Annotated in this window: 23 protein-coding genes; 12 read left to right on the top strand and 11 right to left on the bottom strand. The window is 49.2% G+C overall.

Annotated elements, in window-relative coordinates; all coding sequences use genetic code 11:
* Positions 1-38: 38 nt before the first annotated feature.
* Entirely contained in the window at positions 39-392 is a 354-nt protein-coding gene (locus ACTHR2_RS02055) for a hypothetical protein (protein WP_440375284.1), read from the top strand.
* Positions 393-459: 67 nt separating this feature from the next.
* Positions 460-1,434 carry a class 1 fructose-bisphosphatase gene (locus ACTHR2_RS02050; RefSeq protein WP_440375283.1) on the top strand — a complete coding sequence of 325 codons (975 nt, stop codon included), beginning with the start codon at positions 460-462 and terminating at the stop codon, positions 1,432-1,434.
* Positions 1,435-1,577: 143 nt separating this feature from the next.
* On the opposite strand, the gene waaF is transcribed toward ACTHR2_RS02050, so the two are convergent.
* Together waaF and guaB are read right to left on the bottom strand one after the other, a co-directional pair.
* Positions 1,578-2,597: a lipopolysaccharide heptosyltransferase II gene (waaF, locus tag ACTHR2_RS02045; protein WP_263335667.1), complete on the bottom strand. Its 1,020-nt coding sequence runs from the start codon at positions 2,595-2,597 to the stop codon at positions 1,578-1,580.
* Between the two features lie 284 nt (positions 2,598-2,881).
* Complete coding sequence (guaB, locus tag ACTHR2_RS02040) at positions 2,882-4,345, bottom strand: IMP dehydrogenase (protein ID WP_049322304.1); 1,464 nt, start codon at positions 4,343-4,345, stop codon at positions 2,882-2,884.
* 189 nt (positions 4,346-4,534) lie between these two features.
* On the opposite strand from guaB, the gene ACTHR2_RS02035 reads away from it, so the two are divergent.
* A complete protein-coding gene (locus ACTHR2_RS02035) occupies positions 4,535-4,960 on the top strand; it encodes a DUF4124 domain-containing protein (protein WP_070625407.1) in 426 nt (141 codons plus the stop codon).
* A gap of 69 nt (positions 4,961-5,029) precedes the next feature.
* Here the strand turns inward: ACTHR2_RS02035 and ACTHR2_RS02030 are convergent, their stop codons facing one another.
* Both ACTHR2_RS02030 and ACTHR2_RS02025 read right to left on the bottom strand, forming a co-directional pair.
* Positions 5,030-6,358, bottom strand: a complete 1,329-nt coding sequence (locus ACTHR2_RS02030; protein ID WP_440375340.1) for an anaerobic C4-dicarboxylate transporter family protein — start codon at positions 6,356-6,358, stop codon at positions 5,030-5,032.
* A gap of 148 nt (positions 6,359-6,506) precedes the next feature.
* Positions 6,507-7,265 carry a glycosyltransferase family 2 protein gene (locus ACTHR2_RS02025; protein WP_263335655.1) on the bottom strand — a complete coding sequence of 253 codons (759 nt, stop codon included), beginning with the start codon at positions 7,263-7,265 and terminating at the stop codon, positions 6,507-6,509.
* A 165-nt stretch (positions 7,266-7,430) separates the two neighbouring features.
* On the opposite strand from ACTHR2_RS02025, the gene ACTHR2_RS02020 reads away from it, so the two are divergent.
* A complete protein-coding gene (locus ACTHR2_RS02020) occupies positions 7,431-8,396 on the top strand; it encodes a tRNA dihydrouridine synthase (protein WP_440375282.1) in 966 nt (321 codons plus the stop codon).
* 41 nt (positions 8,397-8,437) lie between these two features.
* Here ACTHR2_RS02020 and ACTHR2_RS02015 read toward each other — a convergent pair whose 3' ends face one another.
* The 3 genes from ACTHR2_RS02015 to ACTHR2_RS02005 form a co-directional block, all read right to left on the bottom strand.
* Positions 8,438-9,163, bottom strand: coding sequence for a hypothetical protein (locus ACTHR2_RS02015; RefSeq protein ID WP_263341696.1), 726 nt, complete (start codon positions 9,161-9,163; stop codon positions 8,438-8,440).
* Between the two features lie 157 nt (positions 9,164-9,320).
* Positions 9,321-9,794, bottom strand: coding sequence for an iron-sulfur cluster repair protein DnrN (gene dnrN, locus ACTHR2_RS02010; RefSeq protein ID WP_070460041.1), 474 nt, complete (start codon positions 9,792-9,794; stop codon positions 9,321-9,323).
* 182 nt (positions 9,795-9,976) lie between these two features.
* Entirely contained in the window at positions 9,977-10,909 is a 933-nt protein-coding gene (locus tag ACTHR2_RS02005; RefSeq protein WP_263341693.1) for an AEC family transporter, read from the bottom strand.
* A 180-nt stretch (positions 10,910-11,089) separates the two neighbouring features.
* On the opposite strand from ACTHR2_RS02005, the gene ACTHR2_RS02000 reads away from it, so the two are divergent.
* Entirely contained in the window at positions 11,090-11,845 is a 756-nt protein-coding gene (locus ACTHR2_RS02000) for a GNAT family N-acetyltransferase (protein ID WP_263341691.1), read from the top strand.
* Between the two features lie 58 nt (positions 11,846-11,903).
* Positions 11,904-12,653: a lysophospholipid acyltransferase family protein gene (locus ACTHR2_RS01995; protein WP_263341688.1), complete on the top strand. Its 750-nt coding sequence runs from the start codon at positions 11,904-11,906 to the stop codon at positions 12,651-12,653.
* Positions 12,654-12,706: 53 nt separating this feature from the next.
* Here the strand turns inward: ACTHR2_RS01995 and gloA are convergent, their stop codons facing one another.
* Positions 12,707-13,120, bottom strand: coding sequence for a lactoylglutathione lyase (gloA, locus tag ACTHR2_RS01990; protein ID WP_003685011.1), 414 nt, complete (start codon positions 13,118-13,120; stop codon positions 12,707-12,709).
* A gap of 204 nt (positions 13,121-13,324) precedes the next feature.
* On the opposite strand from gloA, the gene ACTHR2_RS01985 reads away from it, so the two are divergent.
* Together ACTHR2_RS01985 and ACTHR2_RS01980 are read left to right on the top strand one after the other, a co-directional pair.
* Complete coding sequence (locus ACTHR2_RS01985; RefSeq protein WP_003685151.1) at positions 13,325-14,425, top strand: hypothetical protein; 1,101 nt, start codon at positions 13,325-13,327, stop codon at positions 14,423-14,425.
* Positions 14,426-14,511: 86 nt separating this feature from the next.
* Entirely contained in the window at positions 14,512-14,976 is a 465-nt protein-coding gene (locus ACTHR2_RS01980) for a low molecular weight protein-tyrosine-phosphatase (RefSeq protein WP_263341684.1), read from the top strand.
* Positions 14,977-15,069: 93 nt separating this feature from the next.
* Here ACTHR2_RS01980 and metW read toward each other — a convergent pair whose 3' ends face one another.
* Entirely contained in the window at positions 15,070-15,651 is a 582-nt protein-coding gene (metW, locus tag ACTHR2_RS01975) for a methionine biosynthesis protein MetW (RefSeq protein ID WP_004519858.1), read from the bottom strand.
* Positions 15,648-16,787, bottom strand: a complete 1,140-nt coding sequence (gene metX / locus ACTHR2_RS01970) for a homoserine O-succinyltransferase MetX (RefSeq protein ID WP_263341681.1) — start codon at positions 16,785-16,787, stop codon at positions 15,648-15,650. Before metX ends, metW begins: the two co-directional genes overlap by 4 nt.
* Positions 16,788-16,903: 116 nt before the next feature.
* Here metX and ACTHR2_RS01965 point away from each other — a divergent pair, with 116 nt between their 5' ends.
* A complete protein-coding gene (locus ACTHR2_RS01965) occupies positions 16,904-17,104 on the top strand; it encodes a protein MIGRI (RefSeq protein WP_003747144.1) in 201 nt (66 codons plus the stop codon).
* Positions 17,105-17,172: 68 nt separating this feature from the next.
* On the opposite strand, the gene nadE is transcribed toward ACTHR2_RS01965, so the two are convergent.
* On the bottom strand, positions 17,173-17,961 hold the full coding sequence (gene nadE, locus ACTHR2_RS01960; protein WP_263341679.1) for an NAD(+) synthase: 789 nt from the start codon (positions 17,959-17,961) through the stop codon (positions 17,173-17,175).
* Positions 17,962-18,063: 102 nt separating this feature from the next.
* On the opposite strand from nadE, the gene ACTHR2_RS01955 reads away from it, so the two are divergent.
* The 3 genes from ACTHR2_RS01955 to efp are packed head-to-tail and all read left to right on the top strand — an operon-like array spanning position 18,064 to position 20,134.
* Entirely contained in the window at positions 18,064-18,342 is a 279-nt protein-coding gene (locus ACTHR2_RS01955; RefSeq protein ID WP_003747149.1) for a hypothetical protein, read from the top strand.
* Positions 18,343-18,373: 31 nt separating this feature from the next.
* Positions 18,374-19,531: an elongation factor P maturation arginine rhamnosyltransferase EarP gene (gene earP, locus ACTHR2_RS01950; protein ID WP_263341675.1), complete on the top strand. Its 1,158-nt coding sequence runs from the start codon at positions 18,374-18,376 to the stop codon at positions 19,529-19,531.
* 42 nt (positions 19,532-19,573) lie between these two features.
* Positions 19,574-20,134, top strand: a complete 561-nt coding sequence (gene efp, locus ACTHR2_RS01945) for an elongation factor P (RefSeq protein WP_070608205.1) — start codon at positions 19,574-19,576, stop codon at positions 20,132-20,134.
* Positions 20,135-20,162 lie beyond the last annotated feature (28 nt).

Here is a 20,162-nt window from a genome sequence, read left to right as displayed (position 1 = left end):
CTACAATTCACAACATAACAATTAACGGCCGTCCACTCATGAATATACGCACACCCCTAGCCTGCACGCTCCTGCTTTGCGCGTGCAGCGAATCAGTAAAAAACGAATTTAAAGAAGAATTTACCCAAAGTTTCCGCACCGAATTTGTCCGCTCGGCAACCGAAGCCTGCGTGGAAAAAGCCTCCGGAAAAAGCCCGTTTGATTCCGCGACCACTGAAAAAATCTGCCGCTGTATCGGCGAAAAAACAGTCGACCAAATCAATCCTGAAGAAGCGACCTCACTTTTGGGCGGCAGCGACTCCATGAGCGACGAGCTGAAAAAACGCATCAAAGACACCAGCATCGCCTGCACTAAAGAAGTTTTAAGCATGGCCGAGAGCAAAACCAAATGAACACGCCGTTTTCAGACGGCCTGAAATTGAAAAATACCCGATTCAAACTTAGGAAAAGAGTGAAACCATGAAGACACTGAACCAATTCTTAGCCCAACACCTGCCCGAACACAAACTGCCGCAAGAGCTGGCCAGCGTACTGGAATCCGTAGCCGCCGCCTGTTTGGACATCAACGCCAAAGTCCGCCTCGGCGCGCTTTCCGGCGTTTTGGGTATGGCCGGTACCGGCAACATCCAAGGCGAAGACCAAAAGAAACTTGACGTCATCGCTAACAACATCATGATTGATGTTTTAAAAGCCAATGCCAACATCGCGGGCCTTGCCAGCGAAGAAGAAGACACCTATGTCGCCACACACGAAAACGGCGGCTATTTGGTGTTGTTTGACCCGTTGGATGGCTCTTCCAATATCGACGTCAACATCTCCGTCGGCACCATCTTCTCCGTCTTGGCGAAACCTGAAGGCGCATTGACTACCGAATCCTTCCTGCAAAAAGGCCGCGACCAAGTGGCTGCAGGCTATGTTTTATACGGTCCGCAAACCCAACTGGTACTGACTGTCGGTCACGGCGTATTTGTCTTCACTCTGGACGATGCCAACCAATTCCTGCTGACCAAAGAAAATCCGTGCGTTCCCGAATCCACTAAAGAATTCGCCATCAATATGTCCAACCAAAGACATTGGTTCGCCCCTGTTCAACAATACATTGACGAATTGCTGGCAGGCGAAACCGGCGTACGCGGCAAAAACTACAATATGCGCTGGGTTGCCAGCATGGTTGCCGAAATCCACCGCATCCTGATGCGCGGCGGCGTATTCATGTATCCGCAAGACAAGCGCGACCCATCCAAACCGGGCAAACTGCGCCTGATGTACGAAGCCAACCCGATGAGCCTGATTATGGAACAAGCCGGCGGCACATCAAACAACGCCATCGAAGCCATGCTCGACATCCAACCTACCGGCCTGCACCAACGTGTTGCCGTATTCATGGGCAGCCGCGAAGAAGTGGAATACGTTTATCATCTGCATCAAAAATAATCAGATGTATTGATTTCAAACCGACAAAATGGCCGTCTGAAATATGATTTTCAGACGGCCTTTTATTAAAAAATAAAAGAAACGAAAAATCAAAAGGGCAGATTCAAATCCGCCCTTTACTGCTTTCCAGTATATATCTTGGATTACGCCGAACGAGCCAGCTCTTCCGCCGCTTTTTGCACCATATCCGGCGTCAGCTTATTCAAACAATCCGTATGCCCCAGCGGACATTCGCGTTTAAAACAAGGTGAGCAATCCAAATTCAAACTGACGATTTTTGCCTTTTGGCTGAGAGGCGGCGTATGGTCAGGGCTGGATGAGCCGTAAACCGCAACCAATTTCCGATCAAGCGCGGCCGCAAGGTGCATCAGACCGCTGTCGTTGCACACAACCGTATCGGCACAAGACAACAAATCAATGGCTTCAGAAAGATTGGTTTTGCCGCAAAGATTGGTGCAAAGGCCGTCTGAAAGTCGGTTGATTTCATCTGCAATATCAAAATCTTTTTGCGAACCAAACAGCCAAACCTGCCAACCCTCGGCTAAATATCGGCGGCCAAGTTCGGCAAAATGACGCGCAGGCCAACGCTTGGCCGGACCATATTCCGCACCGGGACAAAATGCCAAAATCGGTTTATCCGTCGTCAAACCATGTTTTGCCAAAGCGGCTTGACGGCTTTCAGGATCAATCGTGAAACAGGGATTATCGGAATGCCCGTTAAAATCCGCTTGGGTCGGATGCGCCAGCGCAGTATAGCGGTCGACCATCAGGGGAAACGCGGCCTTATCCAACCTGCGGATATCGTTCAGCAAAAAATAGCGTGATTCGCCGACGTAGCCCGTACGCTGCTTAATGCCCGTAGCCAAGGCAATGATGGCGGATTTGAGCGAACCGGGCAAAACAATTACTTGATCATAGCCTTCTTTTCCCAATTCACGCCCGATACGCCAGCGTTTTTTCAATTCCAACGCACCATGTCCAAACGGATTTTCCATCACACGGTTGATTTCAGGCATACGCTCAAATACGGCCATCGACCATTTGGGTGCAAAAGCATCAATGGTGCAGCCGGGATGCAGCTCATGCAAACGGCGATAAAGCGGTTGGGTCATGACACAGTCGCCAATCCAGCTTGGGGTAATAATCAGGATTTTTTTGGACATAATGGAATGTGTTTTTAATTTTGGCTTATTGTAATACGATTTTTAAAAGGCCGTCTGAAACTCGGTTTAATCGCCTTAATCAGAACGTACTAGTTGATACATGTCATTTCAACAGATGCACTCTGGTTTGAGCGCGTGAAGTGTTTGTCTCCCCAATTATTCTGCAAATACCACGCCCCAAATACTAAGCATAACGGCAGCAAACAATATCTGCTTCATTTTTAAAACCTTATAAAAACAGAAAGGCCGTCTGAAATATTTTCAGACGACCTTTTTATACTGGTTTAACGATGGTAGTTAGGCGCTTCTTTAGTGATTTGTACGTCGTGAACGTGGGATTCGCTCATACCAGCAGAAGTGATTTCCACAAATTCTGCTTTCTCGTGCATTTCAGCAATATTGGCGCAACCCAAATAACCCATGCTGGAGCGCAGACCGCCGGTCAGCTGGTGGATGATGTTCACAATCGGGCCTTTGTAAGGAACACGGCCTTCGATGCCTTCAGGAACATATTTGTCTGTGCTGTCGGTTTTGTCTTGGAAGTAGCGGTCGGCAGAGCCTTGGCTCATCGCACCCAACGAACCCATGCCGCGGTAAGACTTGTAAGAGCGGCCTTGGTAGAGTTCGATTTCGCCCGGTGCTTCTTCCGTACCGGCAAACATACCGCCGAGCATGACGCTATATGCACCTGCTGCCAGAGCTTTGGCAATATCGCCGGAGAAGCGGATACCGCCGTCGGCAATCAGGGGAACACCGGTGCCTTTCAGGGCTTCGGAAACATTGTGAATCGCCGTCAGTTGAGGCACGCCCACGCCGGCTACGATACGGGTTGTACAAATCGAGCCCGGGCCGATACCGACTTTAACGGCATCCGCACCTGCGGCCACCAAATCCAAAGCAGCTTTGGCAGTAGCGATGTTGCCGCCGATGACTTGGATGTGCGGATAGGTTTCTTTTACCCAGCGCACGCGATCGATAACGCCTTGGCTATGACCATGGGCAGTATCGACCACAATCACATCCACACCTGCTTCTACCAATGCTTTGACGCGCTCTTCGGTATCGCCGCCGGTACCCACCGCGGCACCGACGCGCAGACGGCCTTCGGCATCTTTGTTGGCATTAGGGAACTCAGTTGTTTTCAGAATATCTTTAACTGTAATCAGACCTTTGAGTTCGTCTTGGTCATTTAACACCAAAACGCGCTCAACTTTGTGCGCATGCATGATTTCGCGGGCTTCATCAATGCTGGTGCCTTCAGGTACGGTAACCAAACGGTCGCGGGGGGTCATGATAGCAGAAACCGGCAGATCGACACGGTTTTCAAAACGCAGGTCGCGGTTGGTTACAATACCGACCACTTTGCCGTTTTCTACAACAGGCAGACCGGACATTTTGCGTTTGCGTTGTGCGCGCATTTCCAATACGTCGCGGATCAATGCGGTCGGCGCAACGGTAACGGGATCTTTCACCACGCCGCTCTCATGGCGCTTCACTTTGGAAACGGCACGCGCTTGCAACTCCGGCGTCATGTTTTTATGGATAATGCCGATGCCGCCTTCTTGAGCCATAGAAATGGCCAGACGCGCTTCGGTAACGGTATCCATTGCAGCAGAAAGTAGAGGGAGGTTGAGCGTGATATCGCGGGTGAGTTTGGTTTGAAGTTTGACATCTCGAGGCAGCACGTTTGAGTGCGCTGGAACCAACAAAACGTCGTCGAAAGTATAGGCTTTTTCTACAATACGCATGATGCTCGGTCTTTCAGTTTGTGCAAGATGCACGGCATTATATCACACCGGCTTGATGCTAACATTGGCAATACACGTTTTAACGTTATTTTTTTACATGATTTGATTTAGCGTACAAAAATATGCCAACGCATTGCAGTTTCAAGTAAAATAAGCCGCATGAGAACATCATTTACATAAGGGAAACCCATGAAATCTTCCGTACTCAAAACCTGTCTGATAGCAGCCCTTCTCTCTTCCGCCGCCCTGACCGGCGCAGCCGAGGTTTACACTTGGAAAGGCACATCGGGCAACAGCTATTCCGATACGCCAAACCGCCTGCAACCGAAACGTTCCGGCGTGGTCAACATCCGCACGCACAACGTCAAACCTGCCGTTGCGCCTGCTGTTGCGGCATCTGAGCCGGTTGCCGAGCAGCCTAATGAGCAGGTTGCGGAACAAAACAAACAAATCGAAGAGCGCAATAAAAAAATCGAAGAGCAAAACCGCCAAAACAAGCTGGAAAACTGCAAAATCGCCAAAATCAACCGTCAAGTCGCCGAAAGCGCACGCTTGGCCAATCGCGACAGCCTGATTAAGCAATACCAAAACGACGTCAATAAATACTGCAATTAAGCTCTCAAATAACAATATCAAAAAGGCCGTCTGAAATTTAATTTCAGACGGCCTTCATTTTTCAGCCTATCAATAATACAGTTGAACCAACAACAAACCAAAAGCCAGACTAAATGCCATGCTCAACAAGCCCGGAATCATGAAGCTGTGGTTGAAGATAAATTTGCCGATTTTGGTCGAGCCGGTTGTATCAAAGTCGATAGCGGCAATAATCGGACCGTAGTTCGGAATGAAGAAATAGCCGTTTACCGCAACAAATGTGCCGATAATGATGGGCGCAGGAATACCCAGTTTGATGGCGATTGGAAACAGCGTTGCCACTGTCGCGCCTTGGCTGTTGACCAATACCGACAAGACAAACAGGGCAAAGGCAAAGGTCCATGGTGCAGATTCAACCAAATGGCTGACGGTTGATTCCACTTCTGTTAAGTGGCCGTTCATCAAGGTATCGCCCAACCAAGCCACGCCAAACACTGCAATTACGGCACGCATACCGGCATGGAATACCGAACCTCGGGTAATCGCATCGCCATTGGGTTTACACGCCAAGATAATCAGCGCAGAAGCAGACAACATCACGATTTCAATCGTATGCGCCATGCCCATAGGCTTGATCGCGCCATCGTGTTCAAAAGCCGGACGCAGCTCAGGCAGCGCACCCATCACGACCACCAGCAATGCCGCAGTCAAGAAAATACCGACCGACAATTTGGCTTTCGGCGAAATGGCAACATCGGTTTGTTGTTCCTCCACATCGATGTATTCTTTCACATAGTTCGGGTCTTTCAGCAAAGCCTGATAATGCGGATCGTCTTTCAATTCTTTGCCCAGTTTGTTTACGAACACGCAAGCCAAACCGATACCCAAAATCGTGGACGGAACGGTAACTTTCAACACATCCGCCATCGTGATGTGCTGCGGCTCAAGCATGGAGACGCAAGCAACAACGGCGGCGGCAATCGGGCTGGCAACGATCGCAAATTGGGAAGCGATAACCGCCATTGTCAACGGACGGGAAGGACGGATGCCATTGCGACGGCTGACTTCGGCAATCACGGGCAAGACCGAGTAAGCCACATGGCCCGTACCTGCCAAGACGGTAAAGGTGTAAGTTACCGCCGGCGCAATAAAGGTGATGTATTTCGGATTGCGGTGCAACACGCGCGTGGCAATCTTAATCATATAGTCCAAACCGCCGCTGGCCTGCATGGCCGCCGCGGCAGACACTACCGCCATAATCATCAGCATCACATCAATCGGCGGGCTGGTCGGCTGAAGATGGAAACCAAAAGACAATACGGCCAAGCCGATACCGCCGAGCACGCCCAAACCAATACCACCAACCTGCGCACCAATCAGGATACACAGCAGCACAACGGCAAACTGGATAAAAAACATAGTTGACATAACAACTCCCAAAATCCGGCCTTCGCCGAAATAAAATTACAAATAGTTGGAATTACAAAACACCCTAAACAATGTAACCATTTTTTACCCAAATAAATATATCTTCATTCTTAAATGAACTCTCAGTCTTATCTAATACTTAACACCTATTTTTCGAAAGAAGGTACTTTAATTTCACATATTTATTCATTGTATAGTTTGCATAGTTTTTACACAGAGTATAGCCCAGCATCCCATCCAAAAATCCTCTCTTTAAAAAATACATTTTAATAAAAGCGAATAATGGTCGCAAAATCAAATCAAAAAATGGACGGCTAGCCTTACCCTCTTGCTTATACTTTTCAGCTGCAAGCGTAGAGTATTGATTCATCTTTCTCAAATATTGTTCCCATGTTTCATAAGTGTAGTGAAGCATAGGAGCTCGAAGCTTCTTATTACCATGCTGATGGACTATTTTAGGATGTACAACCCCTTCTACATAACTACCTATTCTTGGCATCAACCTGCAAACCCAATCAGGACTTAAAGAACCATGACGTACTAATTTCCGTTGAAAATGATTAAGACGTTTTACCCAATAACCAAAAGGCTGTCCTTGCGCAACAACCTCTTCAATTTCTTTACACAACTCTGGCGTACAACGTTCATCAGCATCAATAAAAAAAATCCAATCTGATTTTGCCTGCTCTATCGCAAACGTTTGTTGTTTTCCCCAATCTCCATTCATATCTCTAGTAATTACCTTAGCTCCTAAACTTTCAGCAATTATAGGAGTTTCATCATTACTATGATCATCAATAACAATAACTTCATTGGCAAAAGTACAGCTTTTAATGCACTCCCCAATATTTTTTTCCTCATTTTTGGCGAGGATAAGCAAGCTAATAGTTGAATTCATAATTATCCTTAATGGTATGACTCCCAATTTACCTACAAACTAGCAAAATTTTGTGTAAATAAAATTTATGGGATTCATTCTAAGTTAGGCAAAACATGATTTAAGAGTGTATTTTAACCGATATACCGCTACAATATGTTCTCCTTTTTTCAGACGGCCTGACTCATGCAGCTTATTCTTGCCCCCATGCAGGGGCTGGTGGACGATGTGATGCGCGACCTGTTGACGCGCATCGGCGGATTTGACGAATGCGTCAGCGAATTTGTCCGCATTACGCACACGGTCCACTCACGCACCACTTGGCTTAAATATGTTCCCGAAATCGCCCATGCCAACCGCACACCGGCCGGCACGCCCTGCACTGTCCAACTTTTAGGCAGCGATGCGGAAAACATGGCCGTCAATGCTTTGGAAGCCGTGCGTTTCGGTGCGGACAAAATCGACCTCAACTTCGGCTGCCCCGCGCCGACGGTCAATAAACACAAAGGCGGCGCGGTCTTGCTCAAAGAGCCCGACTTGATTTACCAAATCGTCCACACCCTGCGCCAGCGCCTGCCGCAACACATTCCGCTGACTGCCAAGATGCGGCTCGGTTATGAAGACAAAAGTCTGGCATTGGAATGCGCCTCCGCGATTGAAAATGGCGGCGCATGCGCGTTAACCGTCCATGCGCGCACCAAAGTCGAAGGCTACGAACCGCCGGCACATTGGGAATGGGTGCGCAAAATCCGTGATGCAGTCAGTATTCCCGTTACCGCCAACGGCGATGTGTTCAGCCTTCAAGACTATCTCGATATTAAAACCGTCAGCGGCTGCGACAGCGTGATGCTCGGGCGCGGCGCGGTGATCCGTCCCGACTTGGCGCGGCAAATCAAACAATATGAAAACGGCGAAACAGTGAAAGACACCGACTTTGCCGAAGTCTCCTCATGGATAGTCCAATTCTTCGACTTATGCCTTGCTAAAGAAGCCAACAACAAATATCCGGTTGCCCGTTTGAAACAGTGGCTGGGCATAATGAAAAAAGAGTTTGAACAGGCGCAGGTATTGTTTGACCGCATCCGCGCCGTCAAAGAAGCGGATGAAGTAAAACAGATTCTGCTGTCGTTTGAACAAGAAATGCATTCATGATTCAAAAAGGCCGTCTGAATTTCAGACGGCCTTTGATTTCATCACCTACATACATAATCAGCCAACAGCCTGCCTTTTTCCGCACTAGCTGCATTGGCCATATTTACCTGTCTGGTCTCAGGGCCATTCTTGGATTTCAGGGCTTCGCCATATTTTCTGGCAAACTCTTTATTGGCACTGGTCACTCTTGACTCAGTGGAATCCAATATAAACCCGTCTTGCTCATATTTACCTTGCGCAGTGATAATCAAGATATTTTCAGGCGAAGGATAATCCGGAAAATTAACATAGTTGGTAACCAGCTTATAGGAAACGCCTTTGCCGTGTTTCATATCCTGACAGATGCCGTTAGGCGCGGTAAAGACTGCATGGCCGATACGGCCGTGGCCGAAATCGTAAAAATCGATTCTCTTCGCAGAAGCCAATTGTTTTTTATCGTTGCCGTCATTTACATTTAATGACTTGCCGTTTACCAGAAACAGGGTTGGCAACAAGGGGCTGCCATGAGAGGCTTCCAAATTATATGCTTCGCCCAACAGCTTGCCCTGACGATACACAGTCAAGACAGGCTTTTTCAGACCATTTTCCGGATTACCGGTTTTCTTAAAAGAAATCTTCTGAACCACATTGCCAAATTCATAATAAGGTCGCGACTGCACGCCTGTTTTCGTATCCTGCAAGGCGCTCCAACTGCCGTCCGTCGTTTGGGCGCACGCAGTCAAAGCAACAAACAGAATACCCGATAGTAAAACTTTAGAATGTTTCATTCATAAACTCCTTCTCAAGTAAACAAAAGAACGGATGTGTGCCTTTACTGCCTGATTTTGTTTCTTTATTAAAATTTTAGAACTATTGTACTAACTTAGCAAGGGATTAAAGAACAGGCCGTCTGAACATTCAGACGGCCTTGATTAAGCTCAAATTTTAAGAAGCCAAAACGCGGTGGAACAAAATCTCATTTTCCAAATGGATATGGTCTTTCAAATCATCCACCATCTCTTTGGCCAAAGTGTACAAACGGGTCCAGCTGCCGCAAGCGCCTTCGGGAAGCTCAAAATTATTGGTCAATTCTTCCAAACGCGCGATGGCTTGGTCGTGTTCTTCATGCTCGTGCATCATCACGCTGATGGGCATTGCTGCACCACGGCCCACACCCTGATTAATCATCGGGAACAACATGCGCTCCTCTTTCATCATGTGCATCAACAGCTCGTTTTGCATATAGGCCAACAAATCAGGAACTTCGGCAGGGAAAGTATCGGCATGAACCTGCGCCACTTTTTGCGCCAGCGGAACCAACTCTTCAAACTGGGCGCGGTGGACATTGTGGTAACGTTGCAGGATATGGTCAATCGTAGAATTGAAAGGTGCAGTTTCCCAAAGGGTAAAGTCGGTCATGGCTGTGTTCCTTTAAAGATTGATATTGGATGAATGTTAGACGTAAGGATACACGCAGCAATCAGCTTTGTATAGTTTTTTAATTGTTTAATTAATTGATAATAAAAGTTATTTTCAAAATTAAAATACCAAACAGGCCGTCTGAAACATAAAGTCAAAGTTTCAGACGGCCTGCCTTTTTCTTAAATAATCCAACGATATAACGCAATCATTACCGGCATGGTTACCACACAAAGCAAGGTCGTCAGCCCATAAATCGCGCTGGCTTTTTGGGCATTTTTGCCGTAAACAACCGCCATTTGGGTAACTGTCGAAGCGGCAGGCGAAGTCGTTGCCAAAAAGCTGATTAACACAACCGTATCCGCATGCGCATCATGATGGGCAAAACCGCAAACTTTGACGGCGAAAAGCAATAATACCGGAATCAAAATCAGCCTTAAAAAAGCAACGAGATAAAGCCTCGGCGTCCACATAATCGAGCGTAGCGGCAAGGAAGCTAAAAGCATACCCGCCACCAACATGGCAACCGGGCCAATCATACCGCCCACCGTCGCCAAAGTATTATCGACAATGTGCGGCAGCTTGATTTGAAAGGTAAACATTAGCAGCCCGACCAGCATGGATAAGATGTTGATATTGGTGAAAATGGTTTTCCAAGCCACATTGCCTCGGCCGCAAATCAACAGGCGCAGATGCGTCCAAAATAAAAACGTCTGCACCATGATAAAACCGCTGGTGTAAATCACCCATTCCGCACCAAATACCGACATCACCAAAGGAATAATCAGGTTGCCAGAATTGCTGTACACCGTTGCCGCGTGTTCGAGTGCATCGAGTTTAAACAAGTGCTTAAACAACCTGCCCAAAACAATCAAAACCACATGGAAAAACACCGCCAGCATAACGGAAAGCTTAAGCCCTTCGATAATCTGCGGCGTATTGTCCATCTGAAAGGCATGAATCATGACAGACGGGCTGATCAGGTAAAGCGCGATGACGGAGAGCGTGTAGCTGTTTTCCGATTTCAACAGCCCGGCCTTCACCAAGGCCACGCCCATCAAAACAATCAACGTCAGCTCGGTAATTTTTCCGGCAAGCAGAAAAGAGGTTTCCATAACAAAAAAAAAGCGGCAAAAACGTTGATTCTACGCTTGTACCGCTTGGCATGCCAAATTCAGACGGCCTGAAGCCTTTTTCCAACAACCCGACATAATTTGCCCTACCGCAAAGCAAATCAATATAAATCTGTCCGTATATCCGCTATAATCAGCCATTTTCTTCAAACAGGAAACATCATGTCCCCTAGCCGTTTCAATCAAACGGGCCCCAAAATCGGCCTGAGCGTACGCCTTGCAGAAACCCAAGCTGAAATCGAAGCCGCCCAAAGATTGCGCTATCAGGTTTTTGCCCAAGAATTGGGTGCGGAAATCGAAAGCGATGACGGCCGCGATGTCGATCCTTATGATGAACATTGCCACCACCTGCTTGCCTTTGACGATGCAACCGGCGAGGTAATCGGCTGCTACCGCCTGATTACCGAAGAAACCGCAAAAAAAGTCGGCGGCTGGTACAGCGAGCATGAATTCGACCTTGAGCCTTTGAAAGACATCCTGCCGCAAACCGTCGAACTCGGCCGCGCCTGTACCCACCCGGACTACCGCAACGGCGGCTTGGTTATGCTGTTGTGGACCGGTTTGGTCAAATTCATGAAAGACGAAAACCTGCGCTTTATGATTGGTTGCGGCAGTATCGAAATGCGTGACGGCGGCAACGATGCGGCCGGCCTGTATCATGCTTTGAAAGACAAATACCTCGCTCCGGCACAATGGTGTGTCAAACCGCTCAACCCGCTCAAATGGGACAGTATCACGCCGTCTGAAAATCCGCCTGTACCCGCACTGATCAAAGGTTATCTCAAAGCAGGCGCGTGGTTCTGCGGCGAGCCTTGCGTCGATGAAGCATTCAACTGCGCGGATGTGCTGATCATGATGGACATCAACCACCTTGCCGACCGCTACTTGCAGCGTTTCGCCCCTAAAACCGATTCATAATAAAAGGCCGTCTGAAACTTCAGACGGCCTGCCTAATCTTTATAAAAAAACACACACAATGACCGCCAAAATCCGTTTTATCTTCCGTCTTCTCTGCATTGCCGGCTGCCTTTTGTACGGCATGGCCGAAATGTTTTTTCTGTTTCCCTTTTACAGCAGCAAACGCAAACTGCGCGCGATTCAATTATGGTCGCTGCGCGTGCTCGCTTCCTGCGGCATGAAACTGCAAACTTTCGGCACGCCGCCGCAAGAAGGCCGCGGTCAAATGCTTATCAGCAACCATATTTCATGGTTGGACATCATGGCGGTCAACGGCGCATTCCCCGGCCGTTTTGTGGCTAAAGACGATGTAGCCAAATGGCCGGTGGTCGGTTATCTCGCCACACAGGCGCAAACGGTTTACGTCTCGCGCAACCGCGGCATCAAAGGCAACTCCGCCAAAATCGCCGGCGTGACCGAAGCACTGAAAAACGGCGATACCGTTACCATTTTTCCCGAAGGTACCAGTACCGAAGGCCGTGAAATCCTGCCGTTCAAACCCAGCTTTTTTCAGACGGCCTACGATGCAGACGTACCGATTATTCCGGCACTCTGCCGCTATCCGAATCCTGACGGCAGCAGCCCCAATCCGCACACTGCCTACTACGGCGACATCAGCCTCTGGCAATCTATCTGCATGGTCATCAGCCAGCCTTCCAGCACGGTCGAGCTGCATTTCCTTGATCCGATTGAAGCGGGAGAAGACCGCTACGCTACCGCGCTTCAAGTACACGCCCTGTTGAGCGAAAAGCAAAAACAGTTGGGCTGATTAAACAAAAGGCCGTCTGAATGTTCAGACGGCCTTTTCCATTATCTTATGCCTTAAGATGAATATTGTACCGAATCGCTACCGCTTTTCTTTTGAATAAATTCAATTTTGTAGCCGTCCGGATCTTCGACAAACGCAATCACAGTCGTGCCGTGTTTCATCGGACCGGCTTCGCGTACCACTTTACCACCCATTTCTTTGACACGTTCACACGCGGCGTAAGCATCATCGACTTCAATCGCGATGTGGCCGTAAGCATCGCCCAAGTCGTAAGACTCGGTATCCCAGTTGTGGGTCAGTTCCAAAACAGTATGGTCCGCCTCATCGCCATAACCGACAAAAGCCAAAGTAAAACGGCCTTCAGGATAATCGCGGCGGCGCAGCAGTTGCATGTTCAATACGTTTTGATAGAAATCCAAAGAGCGTTCGAGATTGCCGACACGCAGCATAGTATGAAGCAAGCGCATGATTTTGTTCCTTTCTGAATTATGTTTGGTCATGGATTATAACACATCGGGCACCATCCTCTTCAGCCTCAAAATACCGACACTGAAACTGCATAAAAATGAAGCACACACCCTGCCGTCATTTGAATTTCATGTATTAACAAGCACACCGACTGACTAAATTGCTATAATCGCCACACTTACAACACAACACTTCAAACCGTCATGAAAACCTTTGTTCTTCCAGATACCCGCCCTTATCCGCAGAGCCCTATCAAAAACTACCTTCTGCTCAATGCCTATCAGCTGGCGCACAACTCCTCCTCCGCATCTCGCAAACTTTCGGCCGGCCAACTGCAAACCGAAATCCGCACCATGCTCAGCCAAAACCATTACATCAACCTTTCATTGGCAATGACCATGGCGCCCGATGTCGGCACTTACACCAGCCTGATTCAAAGCGTGGGCGAAGTCCTGAAAGCGGAAAACGATAACGAAGCCCAATGGTTTGCCCTGCCTGTCGTTTTGGTCGCCGGTTGCAAAAAAGAACAAACCCTGCCGCTCACGCTGCCTACCGAAGCCCTCTTCGCCTGCCTGCAAAACTACCCCAACCTGCGCACCCTCACGCAAAACACACAATGGCTGCCCTACCTCGTCCAATCTACCGACTTGAGCAGCGTTACCCCGGGCGAGTGGTTCCAAGCCAAGCAAAACGATGAAGCGGCAGGCGCATTCCTGCAAAAATTCGAATACAAACCATTGACGCTGCCCGAAGGCCAATCCGTCCATGTTGTTTACGCGCTGGGCTACGGCAATAAAGACATTCAGACGGCCTTGGGCCTCAACCTGCAACAGGCAGGCCTGCCATTGATGCAGGTTTGGCAAGAGCATCTCGCCCTCGACGGCGTTACCCTCTTTACCAACCCGCTCTCGCCCAATACGCCGCTTGACGCGCTTACCGACGGCAGCCATACCCGCCAACGCATGGCCATGGACGTTTTTGCCACCAACGCCATCCGCGCCATCCGTATGCAAAGCCCGCGCGTCGGCGTTGTTGCCGCAGCGAAAGCGGACGGTAAGCTCCAGTTCAGCTTCAACGCGACAGACAGCGCGTTTGAAATCGTTCCACAGACCTTCACTTGGGAGCTGGCTTCAACCGACAATATCGCCATCGTTCAGCAAAACTTCCTCGACCTGATGGCCGAATGCCGAATCGAGCACCTCTACCTGCTGCACAACCCATTGGGCGAAAACGAGAACATCCCTACTTATGCCCAAGCGTTGAAACTGGAAGGTCATAATCCTTTCTTCAGCAATGTAAACTAAATTGAAAATGCAACACGCCAAGGCCGTCTGAAAACGGTTTAGCGTGTTGCATTGATTTTCAAACCTTACCGCTCATTTTCACGCATATGAAAACCCACAAAATCCTTTTCGTCTGCCTCGGCAACATCTGTCGTTCCCCCATGGCCGAATACGTCCTGCGCCACCGCGCCCGCGAAGCAGGCATGGACAATGCCGTCATTACAGCCAGCGCAGGCACATCAGGTTGGCACGACGGAGAAGACATGCACGAAGGCACGCGCCGTGTACTCAAACAACACGGCATCGACCCGTCAGGCTTTACCAGCAGCAAAATCAAACCCAGCGATGCCGAACATTTCGACTACATCATCGTGATGGACGACAACAACCTCAGAGAAACCGAAAAACAGCTCGGTTTCCACCCCGGCAAAATCTTCAAACTGACCGACCTTATCCCCGATTCAGGTTACAACCACGTTCCTGATCCGTGGTACACAGGCGACTTTGACGAAACCTACTGTCTGGTCGATGCCGGCAGTTTGGCCTTGTTGGAAAAACTGAAACAGGCTTAAATCTGCTTGAACAATAAAAGGCCGTCTGAACAGGTATCTCAAAAGCTATGCTTTCGTTATGACCTGTTCAGACGGCCTTTATTGATAACCGCATCAACCTACGCGATAAAACGCCAGGCTGCCCAATAAATTCGGCAGATGTTTGACCTGTCGGTTGCCCGTCATGACCGCTCGCTCAAGCACGCGGATTTTATTTTTGGCACACAGCAAATCAAAATCTTTGAGGGTACACCAATGGATATTGGGCGTATCGTACCAATGATACGGCATCCGCTCGGAAACCGGCATATGGCCGCCGACGGCGATTTGAAAGCGGTTGCGCCAGTAGCCGAAGTTAGGGAAGCTGACGATGGCCTGTTTGGCCACGCGCATCAGGCAACGCAGGATTTTTTCCGTGTTCTGCATGGCTTGAATGGTTTGGCTCAAGACAATCACATCAAAACTTTGATCACCAAAAGCCACCAAGCCTTCTTCCAAATCGGCTTGAATGACGTTCACACCGCGGGATATGGCGGCAATCACGCTGTCGGTATCGATTTCAACGCCGTAGCCGGTGCAATTTTTATGTTCCACCAACGCGGCCAACAGCTCGCCGTCGCCGCAGCCTAAATCGAGTACGCGGCTGCCTTCGGGTATCCAATCGTAAATGAGTTGCAAATCGTCGCGCAGATTCATTTTTGGCAGTCCTTGTAAACGTTGTTCATATAAGCGGCAACCGCGCGGATATAGGCTTCGTCTTCCATCAAGAAGGCATCGTGGCCGTGATTAGATTTGACTTCAATGTATTGCACGGATTTTTGTGCGGCGATTAATGCCTTGACCAATTCATGCGAACGTTGCGGCGAGAAGCGCCAGTCGGTACTGAAGCTGGCAACAAAGAATTTGGCCTGCACATTCTCCACGGCGCGCGTGAGGTTGTGGCCGTAATCGGCTGCCGGGTCAAAGTAGTCGAGTGCCTTGGTCATCAGCAGATAAGTATTGGCATCAAAGCGGCCAACAAACTTATCGCCTTGATAGCGCAGATAAGATTCCACTTCAAATTCAACGCCGTAGCCGTATTGATAGCCGTCTGATTTTAAATCGCGGCCGAATTTTTTACCCAAGCCGTCTTCGGCAAGATAGGTAATGTGTCCCATCATGCGCGCAATACGCAAACCGCGTGAAGGAACGGTATGATGGCTGCGGTAATGGCCTTGATGGAAATCGGGATCAGTCAAAATAGCCTGACGGGCAACATCGTTAAACGCGATGTTTTGGGTGGAAAGTTTAGGCGCGGAAGCGATAACGAGCGCGTGGGCAACGCGTTCTGGCAAAGAAATCGTCCATTGCAATGCCTGCATACCGCCTAAACTTCCGCCGACAATGGCCGCCCATTTTTGAATGCCGAGATAATCGGCAAGCATGGATTGGGACTTCACCCAGTCTTTGACGGTTACAACCGGAAAATCCGCACCATATTCGCGGCCGGTTTCAGGATTCTCGGATAAAGGGCCGGTACTGCCGTCGCAGCCGCCCAAGTTGTTCAAACCGACCACAAAAAAGCGTTCGGTATCGAGGGGTTTGCCGGGGCCGACCATATTGTCCCACCAGCCGGCGTATTTATCCTCCGCACTGTGCTTGCCGGCAACGTGATGATTGCCTGACAGGGCGTGGCAGATAAGAACGGCGTTGCTTTTGTCGGCATTGAGTGTGCCATAGGTTTCAATCATCAGGTCGAAACGGGGTAAGGTTTTGCCGTTTTCCAGAGCAAGCGGTGTGTCAAACGGGATTTTCTGGGGCGTTACAATGCCCACTGAGGCATTTGTTGTCATTTGTAATTTCCAAGTGAAGCGGCAAAAGGGGTATTATAACGTTTCGTTTTTGTTTTGTGCATGAGGCTTCAGACGGCCTGCCCTGATTAAAGGCAATATTTTTGGGAGAATGTGGAATGATTGGCAGGCTTTTGCGATTTTTTTTCTTTTGCGCCATAGCGGCATTGATTGTGAACCGTTTGTTCAGCCGCCAACAAAAGCGCACCATTCGGGAAATCGCCAAAATCAGCGCGTGGGTATTGCTGGGCGCGGCGGCCGCTACGCTGTTTTGGTATCTGATGATGCTGTTTTTCAAGCATATTCCCAATTCTTATTGAAATAAAATATAAAAGGCCGTCTGAAAACCTTAATCCAGCGTTTTCAGACGGCCTTTTGATGTTCAAACTTAAAACAATTCTTCCGGAATCTTGCAAACCGGAATCGGATTGACTTTGTGCTGCATGGCTTTGTGCAATCGGGTATAGATTGCCAAAACTTCGCGCTGTCTGCCTTCAAAATCTTCAGGCTTGTGGCTGTTGTACACGCTCATCGCCCATTCGAGTTCGGGATAAGATGCGCCCATTTGCTCTTCATCGGTACGTTCGGTATCCCAAAGACCGTCCGTCGGTACGGCTTTTTGAATGTCTTCCGACACGTCCAGCTCGGCTGCCAAAGCGTACACCTGAGTTTTGGTCAAATCGGCAATCGGGCTGATGTCCACGCCGCCGTCGCCGTATTTGGTGAAGAAACCGACGCCGAAATCTTCAATTTTATTGCCTGTCCCCGCCACCAGCAAACCATGCAGCTGGCCGTAATAATAAAGCGTCGTCATGCGCAGGCGGCTGCGTGCATTGGCAAGTGCCAGCTGTTTGTTGGGAAATTCGGTTTCGCTGACGTCAACGGTATAGGCAAACGTATCGAACGCCGGGGTCAAATCAACGCTTTGCGCTTTTACGTTAGGATAACGCTGTTTCAGACGGCCCATGTGTTCTTGCGCACGGTTGACTTGGTCGGCTTTCTGACGAATCGGCATTTCCAACAACAAAACCGACAAACCGGTTTGCGCGGCAAGTGTGGAAACCACGGCAGAATCGATGCCGCCGGATACGCCGACGACAAAACCTTTGGCACGCGCCTGCTCGGCGTAATCTTTGAGCCATTGAACGATATGGCGGATGATGGCTTGGGTTTGCATAGGGATAAATGTTCGCTTCAAATAAACCGAATGATAGCCTGATTTGTACTTGTCTGAAAGACGACAGGGTATAATGTTTCTTTTATTTCTTGCACACATGCCATGTCCAAACCTATTCTTTTGCGCTGGCTCGCCGTCTGCCTGATTCCGCTTGCCACCCTTTTATGGTTTGCCCTCAACCCGCCCGAAGACAAAACGCAACACCTCATCAACGGCATCATCCTTGCCTGCGAAGCCACGTTCCTATTTAAATTCGTCCTCTTTGACGTCATCAAACACCACCTCAAACAAGAGCCCGAATTGAAACGGCAAAGCATATGGATGTTTATCCCAATTGTTTTGTTGATTGTTTATTTGTTCCACTATTTCGGCGCATTCTGATGTTTTCAGACGGCCTTGGGCATATTTTTCCATGAACACTCCCCTACCTTATACCTGCTGGATTTTCTGCAACGTCATCGACAACTTCGGCGACATCGGCGTTTCATGGCGGCTGGCGCGTGTTTTGCAACGGGAACTCGGCTGGCAAGTGCATTTATGGACAGACGATTTCCCATCCCTTCAGGCACTCTGCCCTGACTTGGCCTCGATTCCCAATATCCATCAAGGCATCGGCATTCACGCTTGGCAAACCGACCATGCCGAAGATACCGATACAGCCCCTACCCCCGACATCGTCATCGAAACCTTCGCTTGCGAACTGCCCGACAATGTTCAAACCATCATCCGTCGACACCAACCGCTTTGGCTCAACTGGGAATACCTCAGCGCGGAAGACAGCAACGAGAGGCTGCACTTAATGCCCTCGCCCCAAGCCGGCGGCATACAGAAATACTTTTGGTTTATGGGTTTCAGCGAAAAAAGCGGCGGCCTGCTGCGCGAACGCGATTACACAGAATCTGCCGGACTTGATACGGAAGCCTTACGCCGACAACTCAAACTTCCCGCAAAAAATGCGCCCGAGTGGCTGCTTTTCGGCTATCAAAGCGATATTTGGGCAAAATGGCTGACCATGTGGCAACAGGCCGGCCAACCCATCACCCTGCTGCTTGCAGGTACACAAATCATCGCCAGCCTGAAAAACAGCGGCCTAGTGCCGCAAAACGCCCTGCTTGAAGACGGCGATATGTATCAAAGCGAACACGTTACCCTGATCAAAATCCCTTTCGTTGCACAACAGAATTTCGATAAACTGCTCAACCTTGCCGACGGCGCCATCATACGCGGCGAAGACAGCTTTGTTCGCGCCCAGCTCGCCGGAAAACCTTTCTTTTGGCACATCTATCCGCAAGAAGAAAATATCCATCTCGACAAACTACACGCGTTTTGGGACAAAGCGCATCAGGTTTATCCGGATGTTGTCGCCACGGCACACCACCTCCTTTCCGACGAACTCAACAACGGCGAAGCACTCAGCGACAGCCAGCGCCTGCAAGCATGGCAAACCCTGACGGCACGCCAAAACGAATGGCGGCAAAGCGCGGCAAAATGGCGGAATGGACTTTTTGCTCAAAAAAGTGCCGTTGAAAAACTTGCCGCCTTTATTTCAAAGCACAAAAAAATACGCTAAAATAGCGCGTTTTATTACAACCGATTTGATTGGAAAACTACAATGAAAACAGCACAAGAACTGCGCGCCGGCAACGTATTCATGGTTGGCAACGACCCTATGGTTGTTCAAAAAACCGAATACATCAAAGGCGGTCGCTCTTCCGCCAAAGTCAGCATGAAACTGAAAAACCTGCTGACTGGTGCCGCTTCTGAAAGCATCTACAAAGCCGACGACAAATTCGACGTCGTAATCTTGGCCCGCAAAAACTGTACTTACAGCTACTTTGCCGACCCAATGTACGTCTTCATGGACGAAGAATTCAACCAATACGAAATCGAAGCTGACAACATCGGCGACGCGTTGAAATTCATCGTTGACGGCATGGAAGACGTATGCGAAGTCACTTTCTACGAAGGCAACCCAATCTCCGTAGAATTGCCTACCATCATCGTTCGCGAAGTTGAATACACCGAGCCTGCCGTTAAAGGCGATACCTCCGGTAAAGTGATGAAAACCGCACGTCTGGTCGGCGGCACTGAAATCCAAGTGATGTCTTACATCGAAAACGGCGACAAAGTCGAAATCGATACCCGTACCGGCGAATTCCGTAAACGTGCTTAATCAGCCCGTAACACAAAAAGGCCGTCTG

This window comes from Neisseria sp. P0006.S004, from assembly GCF_051963015.1.
Taxonomy (GTDB): Bacteria; Pseudomonadota; Gammaproteobacteria; order Burkholderiales; family Neisseriaceae; genus Neisseria.
This window is presented reverse-complemented; position numbering and strand designations above follow the sequence as displayed.